At 41.3% G+C, this 13,855-nt stretch carries 10 protein-coding genes; 3 read left to right on the forward strand and 7 right to left on the reverse strand.

The genetic code is table 11. The features are described 5' to 3' along the window. The first annotated feature begins 8 nt into the window (after positions 1-8). Entirely contained in the window at positions 9-1,745 is a 1,737-nt protein-coding gene (locus MWU82_RS18930) for a SusD/RagB family nutrient-binding outer membrane lipoprotein (RefSeq protein WP_247097572.1), read from the forward strand. 191 nt (positions 1,746-1,936) lie between these two features. Here MWU82_RS18930 and MWU82_RS18935 read toward each other — a convergent pair whose 3' ends face one another. The 7 genes from MWU82_RS18935 to MWU82_RS18965 form a co-directional block, all read right to left on the reverse strand. Beyond that, on the reverse strand, positions 1,937-2,527 hold the full coding sequence (locus MWU82_RS18935; RefSeq protein ID WP_247097573.1) for an RNA polymerase sigma-70 factor: 591 nt from the start codon (positions 2,525-2,527) through the stop codon (positions 1,937-1,939). Between the two features lie 368 nt (positions 2,528-2,895). Then, a complete protein-coding gene (locus MWU82_RS18940; protein ID WP_247097574.1) occupies positions 2,896-4,074 on the reverse strand; it encodes an acyl-CoA dehydrogenase family protein in 1,179 nt (392 codons plus the stop codon). Positions 4,075-4,147: 73 nt separating this feature from the next. After that, positions 4,148-4,861 carry a methyltransferase gene (locus MWU82_RS18945; RefSeq protein ID WP_247097575.1) on the reverse strand — a complete coding sequence of 238 codons (714 nt, stop codon included), beginning with the start codon at positions 4,859-4,861 and terminating at the stop codon, positions 4,148-4,150. A 37-nt stretch (positions 4,862-4,898) separates the two neighbouring features. Beyond that, positions 4,899-6,326 (reverse strand): sulfatase, encoded by a 1,428-nt coding sequence (locus tag MWU82_RS18950; RefSeq protein ID WP_247097576.1) that lies wholly within the window; start codon positions 6,324-6,326, stop codon positions 4,899-4,901. 138 nt (positions 6,327-6,464) lie between these two features. Beyond that, the gene (locus tag MWU82_RS18955; RefSeq protein WP_215947919.1) at positions 6,465-7,052 is read right to left on the reverse strand and encodes an SET domain-containing protein; all 588 of its coding nucleotides are present in this window, start codon (positions 7,050-7,052) and stop codon (positions 6,465-6,467) included. Positions 7,053-7,269: 217 nt separating this feature from the next. Then, the gene (rimM, locus tag MWU82_RS18960) at positions 7,270-7,797 is read right to left on the reverse strand and encodes a ribosome maturation factor RimM (protein ID WP_215947920.1); all 528 of its coding nucleotides are present in this window, start codon (positions 7,795-7,797) and stop codon (positions 7,270-7,272) included. Between the two features lie 13 nt (positions 7,798-7,810). Beyond that, a complete protein-coding gene (locus MWU82_RS18965; protein WP_247097577.1) occupies positions 7,811-8,389 on the reverse strand; it encodes a 30S ribosomal protein S16 in 579 nt (192 codons plus the stop codon). 270 nt (positions 8,390-8,659) lie between these two features. On the opposite strand from MWU82_RS18965, the gene MWU82_RS18970 reads away from it, so the two are divergent. Next, complete coding sequence (locus MWU82_RS18970; protein WP_247097578.1) at positions 8,660-9,127, forward strand: PA2169 family four-helix-bundle protein; 468 nt, start codon at positions 8,660-8,662, stop codon at positions 9,125-9,127. Between the two features lie 153 nt (positions 9,128-9,280). Next, positions 9,281-13,717: a DNA polymerase III subunit alpha gene (dnaE, locus tag MWU82_RS18975; protein WP_247097579.1), complete on the forward strand. Its 4,437-nt coding sequence runs from the start codon at positions 9,281-9,283 to the stop codon at positions 13,715-13,717. Positions 13,718-13,855 lie beyond the last annotated feature (138 nt).

The raw sequence follows: 13,855 nt of genomic DNA on the forward strand, positions 1-13,855 counted from the left end.
AATATAAGATGACTGTAATAAAGAAAAACATAATTGCAATGTTACTGCCAATGGTAGTACTTTTTGCTACATCGTGCTCCGAATCTTTGGAGGAGATAAATGTAAGCCCCAATAGTTTACCAGATACTGAGATAGACATTAAATTTGTGTTGACAGGTATTTTGTCCCAATCTGCAACTATAACTGCTGACCTTAATATGGGTGCGGCTGAGATTACTGCTACGACCCAATATTTACAACGTGACTTTACGAGTTATGACCGATTTAATTTTAACTGGCAGGCAGCGAGTTATGCTGGCTATTACGAACCTTTAAAAGATAGTGACTATATCTTCGAAAGGGCAGAGAACGAAAAAACCGGGAAGGTAAAGGATTACTATCAGGGGGTTGCACTAATCATGAAATCTTATTGGTATGGGATGTTAACGTCTGTTTTTGGGGATCTACCTTATACGAATGCCCTCCAAGCAGAAAAGGGAGGAGATCAATTTTTTAAACCGGCATATGATGATCAACTGACCATTTTTAAGGGAATAATAAACGATTTGGCACAAGCGAATACTCTTCTAACAGGAGCTGGGGTTATACAAGAAGTTGCGGATGCAGACATTGTGTATCAAGGGGATGCCTTAAAGTGGCGTAAACTTGCGAATTCCTTACGCCTTAGGTATTATATGCGTTTATCAGAAAAGGGAGGTATTGATATTAATCCAGCTGCAGAAATTTTAGCTATAGTAGGGAATAGTGCGGAATATCCTATTTTAGTAAATAATGACGACAATGCGGCCATTGCATTTGTGGGTACCAATAGCGACAACAGTTGGTACGGGGGCCCATTAAGAAATAGTAACCGCTCTGAATTTTATCGTAGGAAACCATCAGCTACCATTGTTAATGATTTGACTGCCCTGGGCGATCCAAGACTAACTACTTGGGTGCGACCAGTAGATGTTCAAATTTTTGAGGGTGCCACCGATGAATTTGTAGAGGAAGATGGCGTAATAAAACGATATACCACTCTAGATGTTAACGCAATAAATAATGATGAAAATAAGGAGAATAATATTGATACCTCCCTTTTTGTTGGTTTGCCAGTTGCCTTAACGGATCCTAACCAATTTCAGAAATTTGCGGATGGTATCAATGCTAATGAGGTAATTGCGTCTCTAGATGGAAGCGTTTATCTTGCTGCGGCATCCAACCCTCATGCTTCTTATTTAACTGAAATGTATGCGGAGGATGCCAATCCAATGGTAAAGGCAGTACTAATGAATGCTGCTGAGGTACAATTTATTTTGGCTGAAGCAAGTGTACGAGGGTGGATATCCAATAGCGCTATGGATTATTACAATAATGGCATTCAATTGTCAATGGGGCAGTATGGAATTTCGGACGGAGATCCATCTACGGTGTATGATAAAGCGAACAACACCCTTGTTCCTTTTGATCAAGGAGTGTATATGGCACAGGCGCAACAGATCTTTAATGATGCCACAGATAAAATGGAGCCTATTATGCACCAAAAATGGATTTCTCAATGGCTTACTCCTGAATCATGGTTCGATTGGCGTAGAACAGGACTTCCTAATTTAAGCGTCAATATTATAGCGGGGACTAAGGGACAAGAGATACCTGTTAGGTTTTATTATGATGATCCTTTTAATGAAGAGAATATGTTGCAAGCCATAGGTAAATTGCAGCCTGCTGAGAACGATCAGTGGTCTAAAATGTGGTTGCTGCAATAATCTAAATCTAATTCGCTTGAGATTTTTTTCCAGACCTGTTTGCCGTGCGCATACAGGTCTGGTTTTTTTGTAAATTATTTTTATTGATGGTAAAGACTATTGGATTATTTAATAAACCTTGGTGCAGATTTATCCTTAGGTTGGGTAACGATTTTCCTTTAATCAATAATAAAAGAAGAATTGCTCTTGGGTTACTTTAATTTAATATAAGAAAAGAGAATCATGGCTAATTTCTTTATTTTGACCTCAGTTTTTTTTCTAATTGCACTATAGGCTTGGGCAATTTGGTATTCCACGGTTTTAATGGAAATATTTAAATAGGTCGCTATTTCGGAGTTGGTCAGGCCATCTTGTTTGCTCAATAAAAAAATTTGTTTGCATCTTGGGGGTAAATGTTCCACTTCCTTTTTTATCAAAGCGATCTTATCTTCCACTAATTGGTAGTTGGTATCCTCCACGGCATAATTCAAAGCGTGCTTATAGGCTTCATTGATGATTATAGAAGATTTATTTCTTCTGTAATCGTCAATATATTCATTGTAAACCGATTTGTACAAAAGCCCTTGAAAGGATTCCCTGATATTAATATTTTGTCTGCGTTCCCATAATCGTAAAAATACGTTTTGAACAATATCCTGGGCCTGGGGGTAATCATTGGTAAAGCTATAGGCGTAGATCAAGAGTTTTTTGTAGTAGGCTTCCATCACCTGTTCAAATGCTTTCTCTTCTCCTGCGATGAGATGTTCAACTAAAACTAAGGTATTGCGATCTGCATTGGTCATTAGGGGGCGATTGTCCAGGTTCTATAATTCGTGCAAGGAACTAAAAAGGTGAGTATTCAAAGTTGCTTCATTGTTAATAAATCAATATATGCAGGTAAATATTATCTATATAGTATGTTAATATACTTAAAATTTTGAATCTAAAAAAAATATATTCAAAACACTGTAGATTTTTCTAATTCTACATTTTCAAAATTTAGTGAATACGCTAAGGTTGGACATAGTACCCCCTAATGGTCTGACCAGAAATATTATTTAAAGGCTGTTGCGCTCTGAATATATGTAGATTGAAGCGTAGCATAAAAGAACACATTAAGGAATTCTAGTGCTCTCTTTGGTGCTTTTTCAGTTAGGGATATTAAGGATGTTTATTGAAAAGCTGGTAGTCCGGTAATGTCGGCACCTGTAATCAATAAGTGGATGTCATGTGTTCCTTCATAGGTGATGACGCTTTCGAGATTCATCATATGGCGCATAATACTATATTCGCCGGTTATGCCCATACCTCCCAAAACCTGTCTGGCTTCCCGGGCTATCTTGATCGCCATTTCCACGTTATTGCGCTTGGCCATTGAAATTTGAGCCGTAGTGGCCCTTCCTTCGTTTTTCAATTGCCCCAATCGGAAGGCCAATAATTGTGCTTTGGTGATTTCTGTAATCATCTCCGCCAATTTTTTTTGTTGTAATTGGGTGGCAGCAATAGGTTTTCCAAATTGGATGCGTTCCTTGGCATATCTCAAGGCGGTATCATAACAATCCATTGCAGCGCCTATGGCACCCCAAGCAATTCCATAGCGTGCCGAATCCAAACAGCCCAAGGGTGCACCAAGCCCATTTTTACCCGGCAGTAGATTTTCTTTGGGAACCTTTACATTATCAAAGATTAATTCGCCTGTCGCCGAGGCCCGTAAGGACCATTTATTATGGGTTTCCGGCGTGGAAAAGCCTTCCATGCCCCGTTCTACTATTAGTCCGTGGATACGTCCTTCTTCGTTCTTGGCCCAGACCACCGCTATATCCGCAAAAGGCGAATTGGAAATCCAAAGTTTGGCGCCGTTTAGTAGAAAATGATCGCCTTTATCCTTAAACTTTGTTTCCATACCACTGGGGTTGGAGCCATGATTGGGTTCTGTTAACCCAAAACAGCCCATAAATTCGCCGGAGGCCAATTTAGGCAAGTATTTCTTTCGCTGTTCCTCACTGCCATAGGCGAAAATAGGATACATTACTAAAGATGATTGTACCGAGGCAGTGGAACGTACCCCGCTATCGCCCCGTTCTATTTCCTGCATTATTAACCCGTAGCTTATCTGGTCCAATCCGGCACCTCCATATTCCTCGGGGATATAGGGTCCGAAGGCCCCAATTTCAGAAAGGCCTTTGATGATCTGTTTTGGAAACTCTGCTTTTTGGGCATATTCTTCTATGATCGGGGAGATATCCCGCTTTACCCATTGTCTGGCAGCATCGCGTACCAATTTATGTTCTTCGGATAAAAGGTCGTCTAAATTGTAATAATCAGGTGCTTCAAACAAATCGGGTCGCATAGAATTAATTTTAGATTCAAAAATAAACAAATTAAGGATTTGTTTAAAAATATAACACAAGAAAGTATGATTGTTACATTTTTAAATAAAAATCTTTTGTCAGACCTATATATTCCTTGGTGTATTGGTGTCGGGCTAATTCTATAGTGAGATTTTCAATTTCAACAGAAGTCTTCCCAATGTTTAATTCCAACAAGCTTCGCTTAATCTCAGAATTAGGGTTCCCTTTAATGCGCATAAGCCGCTTGGGATAAAGGTTAATTGCGGCAGCCAAATCCAAAAATCTTTCCTCTTCTTTAAACGGGATGATGGTGGAAAAGGTGCCATTTTTCGCCAAGAGTTTCGCAACGCCGCTCAAAAGGTCCTCAAAGGGCAAGGATTGACTCTGTCTAGCGATATCCCTGGATTCATTGCCACTAGGTACAATTTCAGCGTAAAATGGTGGATTGGATACGATGAGATCGTATTTGTCGTCTATTTCGGCTACAAATTCATCTAGGGATGCGTGGTAACAGAATAATCGATCGGCCCAGTCAGAGGCTTCAAAATTCTCTACACATTGCTCATAGGCATCTTCATCTATCTCTATGCCGTCTATGGTTTCAGCATCACTCCTTTGTGCCAGCATCAAAGCAACCACTCCCGTTCCCGCCCCGATATCCAGAATGGACGGGGGTTGGTGCTCTAGAGAGATCCAAGCTCCCAATAAAACTCCATCGGTACCAATTTTCATGGCACAGCGATCCTGATGTATTTGGAATTGTTTAAATAGGAAGGGTTTGCTCATGATAAATCTTGCTTTTGCTTAAAGGAGATAACTATTCTTACTCCGCTTTTCCTGCCTCCCTATTTTTGGTGCCTTCCAGGTCTAGTAGGGAATCCCCTAGTTCATGGCGCATCTCATTGGCTAAAATCTTTATTTGGTCTACCACTTCCGGGTATTCTTCGGCCACGTTGTTGGTCTCACTTATATCCGTAGTAACATCATAAAGTTCTATTTCTTCCATTTCGACCATTCGGTATTCCCCTGGAAGCCCATCCTTGCCAGGCTCTTGTCCGTCCATGGTTCTGTAAGTGTGGGGGAAGTACATTTTCCATTTTCCATAGCGTACCCCCATGAGTTCGTTTATTCTATAGTAAAAGAAATAAGCTTCTTGCGGACTCTCTTGGCTTTCCCCAGTGAGCAGGGACAAGGCGCTTTTTCCGTCGATAGTTAAATTGGGCAAACGGGCTCCTGTTATTTCAGCGATGGTAGGTAAAATATCTATGGCCATGACGGGTATATCTATGGTTTTTCCGGGGATTATCTTGTTGGGGTACCTCATAATGAAAGGCTCGCGCTGTGCCCCCTCCCAAGCCGTTCCCTTACCTTCCCTAAAGGGCAGTGCACTACCCGCGTGGTTGCCATAGGAAAGCCAGGGTCCATTGTCCGAAGTAAAGATTACCACGGTGTTGTCCTCTAGGCCGTTCTTTTTCAGGGCAGCCAATATTTGGCCCACGGACCAGTCGATCTCCATGATAACATCGCCGTATAATCCTCTCTTTGATTTCCCTCTAAATTTATCGGATACAAATAGCGGTACATGTGGCTGTGGATGGGGTACATATAGAAAGAAAGGATTGTTTTTATTTCTATTGATAAAATCCACGCTCCTTTCCGTTATTTGGGTGGTAAGTTGTGATTGTTCCGTAAGGGTATCCAGAACCGTCTCATTTTCATAAAGCGGCAGGGGCCCAAAATTGAATACTGGGCCTTGCTGAGGATGGTAGGGCCACATATCGTTAGAGTAGGGGATGCCAAAGAATTCATCAAAACCATGTCTCGTAGGTAAGAAATTTGGGCTATCTCCCAAATGCCATTTTCCAAAAATGGCGGTTTTATACCCAATGTTTTTTAGCATTTCCGCTATAGTCATCTCGGATGCATTTATTCCTATGGGACTACCTGGTCCCAAGGCGTTGTGTATGCCAATTCGGTTGGGGTAGCAGCCGGTCAATATACCTGCCCTTGAAGCGGAACATATGGGTTGTGCTGAGTAAAAGCTGGTGAGTTTTACCCCCTCTTTTGCCATTTGGTCCAAATGGGGGGTTTCAATATTGGGCGAACCAAAAGTACCTACATCCTGATATCCCTGATCATCGGTAAAAATCAAAATTACATTGGGTGAAATTTCGGGTTTTGATTCTTTTTTCTTTTCAGCACAGGAAAATAAAACCAATGAAAGGAGTAGCAAGGGTAGATTTCTGAGCATTATTTTAGTTTTTGATGTAAGTCCGTAGTACAGATTTTGATAAAGCTAAAATAATATTTTGAAATGTTATGGTCTAATAGTTGAAAGTGCCATAACCAAAATTTTGTACTGCACCGCTAGGTTGGGTTGTTGTTTCCGCTAATTCCCGTTGTAATAGTTGTTCTTAATGGAATCCATCATTTTTTTACCTTCGGAAATGGAGGTAACCATGCTCCATTGATTATCGGAAAACAATGGTTTTAATGGTTGATCCAACTTTGGGATTTTTGGAAATACGAGTTGCAGTTTTTTGTCCCAGACTTTGTGATATTTTAATAGGTCATCCGGGTATACAACCTTTCGCTTTGTGCCTTCATCAATTCCCCTGAAGGGTTGTGGAATGTTCAGATATCCATAGTCGTCCGTTAGTTGTTCCCCTACATGGATATCCCGTATGGCTACCTCAAAGTCATAGGCTGTGGTAAGGCAGTTGGAGTTAAAACTGTGGTTTACGTATCTGGCATTGTCCCAACAAAGTATAAATCTCCCCTTATTGTCCCTAAAGGTATAAGTGTCCAATATGGACTGATAAAGGGGTTCCAGGGATTCAAGTTCGGCCGGAGTAAATTCGCGGTCCAACTTATCCAATACCCAGGTTATGGTTCCGGCAGGAATAAATTCTGTGGCTACTACGCCATAGCCGACCTCCTTATTGATGAATTGTAATTCTGTTTTAGGATGAATCATTTTAACGCATAAAATAATCTCGTGAATACTGAATAGTTATTTCCATTTACATGTCATAATGCCTTTAAGAGTAACATCTTATAAACAACTAGCCTAGCTAAAAATAGTGGCTAAAGTGTTTTTGGATTTGACCCCGATCAATAAGAAATGCAATAAAGAAAGATAGGTAAAATTATCATCCGTTTTATAGCGGGATAAAAAATATAAATGGGGTGTTTTAGGATAAGTAGAGGTCGACCAATCCCTCGGGTGTGTCAACAAAAATAGTTTTGTTTTCTCGGTCTACCTTAACTATTAGCTCATCCCTGACCGGAATAAGCAATTGTTTATCGCCTTTTTCAACCTCAAATAAAGCTTGGGAAGTAGTGTCGTTAATACTTTGGATAATTCCTATATTTCCATGGACCTTATCTTCCATGGTAAAACCAATTACCTCGTGGTAATAAAATTTGTTGCCTTTTAGTTTGGGCAAAAATTCAAGGGGGAGATATATTTCGGAGCCCATTACCTTGTCTGCGTCCGATTCATTGGCAACTTCCTCAAATCGCACTCGTAATAGACTGGATTTGTGAAGTTGGCTTTTTTCAATAAAAAAAGGAACCAGATTGTTTCCGAGGGAAACGAATACTGATTCCAATTTTTCGTACAATTCGGGTTCGTCGGTATCCAATTTAATGAGTACCTCACCCTTAAAGCTATGTTTAGAAACGATTTTACCGAGGTAGAAACACTCTTCCTTTGTCATCGTTTCTTATTAGCTATTCTGTTTCTTTAGTCTCTTCAGGAGCTTCAGCTGGAGCAGCAGCATCCTCTGCTGTTGCGTCAGGAGCGGCTTCTTCTACTATAGGAGCAGCTTCTTCAATTACTTCTTCAGCAGCAGGGGCTTCTGCTTCGGCAGCAGCGGCCATACGTTTTTCGTTTACCTCTTTCTCAGCTTTTAGGGCCTTAGCTTTAGCATCGGCTTCTGCCTTAGCCAAACCATCCACCTTAGAGCCAACAATACTTGCTTTTTCTTCCAACCAAGCGTTGAATTTTTCTTCAACTTGCTCTTCGGTCAAGGCACCTTTACGAACACCACCCAATAAATGGTGCTTCAAAAGTACTCCTTTGTAAGATAAAATTCTTTTTGCAGTTTCAGAAGGCTGTGCACCGTTCTCTAACCATTTTACAGAACTGTCAACATCCAATTCTATGGTTGCAGGATTGGTATTTGGATTGTAAATACCTAATTTTTCCAAGTATTTACCGTCTCTTTTAGCGCGGGAATCCGCAGCTACTACCCAATAAAAAGGTTTTCCTTTTTTTCCGTGTCTTTGTAATCTAATTCTAACTGGCATATCACATTAATTTGTAGGGTGCCCGACCCTTGGTTATTAATTCTTTTTTCGCTAGGTTCTTCCTAAGCGGGTGCAAATATAATATTTCTTTTTATGTGGTTATCAAATATTTGGACTAAAATTCAATTATTGTGTGCAAATGGCTTAACATTTCTTAAGAAAAGCTGTTAAACTTGGGCTAAAACCGCCTTCGGATTTGGAGTTATGTACAATTATTATAGTTTATTACTAGGGTTGGCGAAAGTCGCTACCCATAATAACTAATTAAAAATGAAGAGAGATAACATGAAGTATTCAGAAAAAATTTCAAACGGATTGAACAATCTATTGGTAAAGAATTATGATGCCGAAAAAGGATTTAAATTGGCAATGGATAAAATAGACAATCCAACGATCAATACATTTCTAAAGGATAGGGCCGCACAACGTGGAGAATTTGCCCAAGAGCTTAAAAGTGAAATATTGCAATATGGGGAATTGCCAGAAAAGGACGGAAGCTTAAAAGGAGATATGCACAGAGCATGGATGAATCTTAAAGCGGCCGTGGCCTCCAATGAAAAGGAACAACTACTTGAAGAAGTAGAGCGAGGGGAAAAGGCAAGTCTTGAGGAGTATAATGAGATTTTATATGATAAGAACGTTGTACTTCCGCCATCTACGGAAAGTATGCTGAAAAGGCATAGGGATGCTATAAAATCGTCTTTGACCGTGGCCAATATCCATGAGCGAATAGCATAGGACCCAATAGTTTATTGATAAAATAAAAGAACTAGATGGAAGCATATGGTTCTTTGCTTTTGGAACGTTGATAACTCCTAATAAAAGCCCTTTCCCTTTATGTGCTATTTCCTTATTTTTACCACTTCCAATCCCATCACCTAAACCCGCTCTATGTACCTTATTTTTGATACGGAAACCACAGGATTACCCAAACGTTGGGATGCACCTTATACGGATACCGACAATTGGCCGCGCTGTATACAAATAGCTTGGCAATTGCACGATGCCATGGGCAACTTGGTGGAGAGTCAGGATTATTTGGTGCAGCCGGACGGATTTAATATTCCTTATGATGCGGAACAAATTCATGGCATATCTACGGAGCTGGCCCAGCAAAAAGGGGTTCCAATTGGGGAGGTATTGGAAAAATTCAATGCAGCACTTTCCAAAACAAAATTTGTAGTAGGACAGAATGTGGGTTTCGACCTTAATATTATGGGGGCTGAATTCCATCGGTACCAAGTTGAAAATTCGTTACAGGAATTGCCAGTGTTGGATACCTGTACCGAACATACGGCGCAATTATGCCAGATTCCTGGTGGACGTGGTGGCAAGTTTAAATTACCGACCTTAACGGAGCTGCATCAATACTTGTTTGGCGAGCCTTTCGGAGAAGCACACAATGCCACTGCCGATGTTGAGGCCACTACGCGTTGCTTCTTGGAATTGGTCCGTAAAAAGGAATATACGGCCGAGCAATTGGATGTTAAGCCCGATTATTTTAAGAATTTCTCCGAGGCCAATCCGCAAGAAATACAATTAATAGGTCTAAAGCATATCAACCTAAAAAAGGCATCAAAAAAAATAGCCGATGCCTTGTGGGAGAAGGATACAGGTGGGATTTCCAAGGAGGAAATAAAGGAAAATCTGGCCACTTTGGAAACGGCAAATTTTGCCCATCTCCATAACCATACACAGTTTTCCATTCTGCAGTCGACCATTAGTATTCCTGCCTTGATCTCGGCCACTGCAAAGGCTAAAATGCCAGCGGTAGCCATGACGGACCACGCGAATATGATGGGAGCGTTTCATTTTGTTAATGGGGTCATTAACCATAACAAGGGAGTTGTATCCAGGAACGAAGAAAATTTAAAGCGCTATGAGGCCACCATAAACGGAACCTTGGAAGAAGGGCAGGAGCCCTTGCAGGAACTTCCAGAGCCGGAGGTGGAGATTACGCCGATTATAGGTTGTGAATTTCAAGTTTGTGAAGATCATACCAATAAATCCCAGAAAGATAACGGGTATCAAATAGTAATGCTTGCCAAAAACAAAAATGGGTATTTAAATTTGGCAAAAATGTCGTCCATAGCCTTCGTGGATGGGAAGTACTATGTTCCGCGTATAGATAAGAAGGTCATAGAGCAATACAAGGAGGATATCATTGTGCTTACCGGCAATCTATACGGGGAAGTGCCCAGTAAGGTTTTGAATGTGGGGGAAAACCAGGCAGAGGAAGCCTTGCTTTGGTGGAAAGAGACTTTTGGTGATGACCTGTATATGGAAATTATGCGTCACGGTCAGGAGGATGAAGACCGGGTCAATCAAGTATTGATACAATTCGCCAAAAAACACAATGTAAAATTGGTTGCTACCAATAATACGTATTACCTGGAAAAGGAGAATGCGCATGCACATGATATTTTACTGTGTGTAAAAGATGGTGAAAAACAGGCCACGCCTATAGGTCGTGGTCGTGGATACCGATATGGCTTGCCAAACCAGGAATATTACTTTAAGTCCTCAGATGAAATGAAGGACCTTTTTAAGGATATTCCGGATGCCATTACCAACATTCAGGAAGTTATAGACAAGGTAGAAACTTTTACCCTTGCCCGTGACGTGTTATTGCCTGCTTTTGATATTCCGGAGGAGTTTAGGTTCGAAGAGGATAAATTGGATGGCGGTAAACGGGGTGAGAATAAATATCTACGCCATATAACCTATGAAGGGGCGAAAAAGAGATATGGCGAAATTACCCCTGAAATTGATGAGCGACTCGATTTTGAGCTTAAGGTAATTGAGAAGACCGGATATCCGGGTTATTTCTTAATTGTAGAGGATTTTATTAGGGCGGCACGGAGTATGGATGTGTCGGTTGGTCCTGGTCGGGGTTCCGCAGCAGGTTCTGCAGTTGCCTATTGTTTGTGGATAACCAATTTGGATCCTATTAAGTACGATCTACTTTTTGAGAGATTCTTGAATCCGGACCGTGTGTCCATGCCCGATATCGATATTGATTTTGATGATGAAGGCCGTGGTAGGGTAATGGATTATGTAATCGATAAATACGGTGCCAACCAGGTGGCCCAGATCATCACCTATGGTACCATGGCGGCAAAGTCATCGATCAGGGATACGGCACGGGCGTTGGATCTACCCCTGGGGGATGCGGATCGTATGGCCAAGCTGATTCCCAATATGTCCAAGTTGAAAAAGATTATTGGGGTCGATGAAAAAACCTTAAAAGAAAAATTCAATAGCGAGGAACTGATCAAGATCAACGAGTTGCTGGCTATTTCCGAAGGCGATGGCCTGGAATCGGAAACCCTTAACCAGGCTTATATTTTGGAAGGCTCTGTGCGTAACACCGGGATACATGCCTGTGGGGTAATCATTACGCCCGATGATATTACCAAGTTTGTCCCGGTAGCCTTGGCAAAGGATTCCGAGATGTATTGCACTCAGTTCGACAACTCTGTGGTGGAAAGTGCAGGCTTGCTAAAAATGGATTTCTTGGGGTTAAAAACCTTGACCCTGATCAAGGATACCGTAAAAATAGTAAAGGCCAAACACGGTATAGAATTGGATCCGGAGAATTTTCCCTTGGACGATGAAAAGACTTACGAGCTGTTCCAGCGTGGGGAAACCGTTGGGGTGTTTCAATATGAATCTCCCGGGATGCAAAAACACATGCGGGCGTTAAAACCTACCGTTTTTGCCGATCTTATTGCCATGAACGCTTTGTACCGTCCCGGTCCAATGGAATATATTCCCAGTTTCATTGCCCGTAAACATGGTACGGAAGAAATTATATATGACCTTGATGCCTGTGAAGAGTATTTAGCGGAAACTTACGGGATTACGGTGTATCAGGAGCAGGTGATGCTACTTTCGCAAAAACTGGCAGATTTCACCAAGGGTGAGGCCGACGTTTTGCGTAAGGCGATGGGGAAAAAGCAGAAGTATGTCCTGGATAAAATGAAGCCGCAGTTTATAAAGCAGGCTTCGGAAAAAGGTCATGACGTTGACAAGCTGGAGAAAATTTGGAAAGACTGGGAGGCATTTGCAGCCTATGCATTTAATAAGTCGCACTCTACCTGTTACGCTTGGATTGCTTACCAGACCGCATATTGCAAAGCACATTACCCGGCAGAATATATGGCGGCAGTACTTTCGAATAACATGAACGACATAAAGCAGGTCACCTTCTTTATGGAAGAGTGTAAACGTATGGGACTGGAAGTATTGGGGCCAGATGTTAACGAATCCTACTATAAGTTTGCGGTAAACGATGCCGGCGCAGTGCGCTTTGGTATGGGAGCCGTAAAAGGGGTTGGACGTGGCGCGGTGGAGACCATTGTTGAGAATAGAAAGAAAGACGGACCATTTAAATCTGTTTTTGATCTGGCCAAACGCATCGACCTAAGGGCAGCCAATAAAAAGGCTTTTGAGAATCTGGCAGTGGCCGGTGGCTTCGATTCCTTTGGGGATACCCATAGAGCCCAGTATTTTTATGATGAAGGGGACGGAATTACCTTCTTGGAAAAAGCCATGAAGTATGGGGCCAAATTTCAGGAGAATGAAAATTCTTCACAAGTAAGTTTGTTTGGTGAAGCCAGTGATGTGCAGATTCCGGAACCTGTGGTGCCTCCCTGTGAGGAATGGGGTACTATGGGAAAATTGCGCAGGGAAAAGGAAGTGGTCGGAATCTACATTTCCGGTCATCCCCTGGACGATTTTAATGCAGAGATAAAGGCTTTCTGTAATGCGAGCCTTTCCAATTTAAATGATTTGGAGGCAATTGTAAATAGAGAGGTGTCCTTTGCAGGGGTAATTACCGATGTGCAGCATAGGGTTTCTAAAAATGGCAAGGGATGGGCCATGTTCACCATGGAAGATTATACGGATACCTTTGAGTTTAGAATGTTCGGGGAAGAGTATTTAAAGTACCGTCATTTCCTGATGATCAATTCTTTTGCCTATGTCAAGGTGTTTGTGCGCGAAGGCTGGGTAAACCGTGATACCGGAAAAAAAGGAGAGCCCAGGATGCAGTTTAATATGATCATGATGTTGCAGGACGTTATGGAAACCTTTGCCAAAAAACTCACCATTAAATTGGATATATCCCAATTGAAGGAGGAAAGTATATTGGACCTTAAGGATACTTTGGTTTCGCATCAGGGCAATCATCCCTTAAGTTTTGTGGTATATGAGATGGAAGAGCAGATAAAAGTAAACATGACCTCTAGAAAACAAAAAATTCAAATATCGAGTGAATTACTCCTTCAGCTCAATGAAAAAGACGTACATTACAAGTTGAACTAATTGTTATGGAGTGGGTTAAATGGTTGGGAGTCCCACGAGAGTCAAATGTGTTAAAAGAATAGGTTTTATCAATTTAGCCATAGTCAAAACGAATATAATCTTAGTAAGGAAAAGGCAAAATAATTGTCTAAATTTGTA

It is taken from the genome of Arenibacter sp. S6351L, assembly GCF_023016025.1.
Lineage (GTDB): Bacteria > Bacteroidota > Bacteroidia > Flavobacteriales > Flavobacteriaceae > Arenibacter > Arenibacter algicola_B.

Excerpts from the sequence above, each read along its gene's own strand:
- MWU82_RS18930 (WP_247097572.1), top strand. The coding sequence starts at position 9 with ATGACTGTAATAAAGAAAAACATAATTGCAATGTTACTGCCAATGGTA.
- MWU82_RS18935 (WP_247097573.1), bottom strand. The coding sequence starts at position 2,527 with ATGACCAATGCAGATCGCAATACCTTAGTTTTAGTTGAACATCTCATC.
- MWU82_RS18940 (WP_247097574.1), bottom strand. The coding sequence starts at position 4,074 with ATGCGACCCGATTTGTTTGAAGCACCTGATTATTACAATTTAGACGAC.
- MWU82_RS18945 (WP_247097575.1), bottom strand. The coding sequence starts at position 4,861 with ATGAGCAAACCCTTCCTATTTAAACAATTCCAAATACATCAGGATCGC.
- MWU82_RS18950 (WP_247097576.1), bottom strand. The coding sequence starts at position 6,326 with ATGCTCAGAAATCTACCCTTGCTACTCCTTTCATTGGTTTTATTTTCC.
- MWU82_RS18955 (WP_215947919.1), bottom strand. The coding sequence starts at position 7,052 with ATGATTCATCCTAAAACAGAATTACAATTCATCAATAAGGAGGTCGGC.
- rimM (WP_215947920.1), bottom strand. The coding sequence starts at position 7,797 with ATGACAAAGGAAGAGTGTTTCTACCTCGGTAAAATCGTTTCTAAACAT.
- MWU82_RS18965 (WP_247097577.1), bottom strand. The coding sequence starts at position 8,389 with ATGCCAGTTAGAATTAGATTACAAAGACACGGAAAAAAAGGAAAACCT.
- MWU82_RS18970 (WP_247097578.1), top strand. The coding sequence starts at position 8,660 with ATGAAGAGAGATAACATGAAGTATTCAGAAAAAATTTCAAACGGATTG.
- dnaE (WP_247097579.1), top strand. The coding sequence starts at position 9,281 with ATGTACCTTATTTTTGATACGGAAACCACAGGATTACCCAAACGTTGG.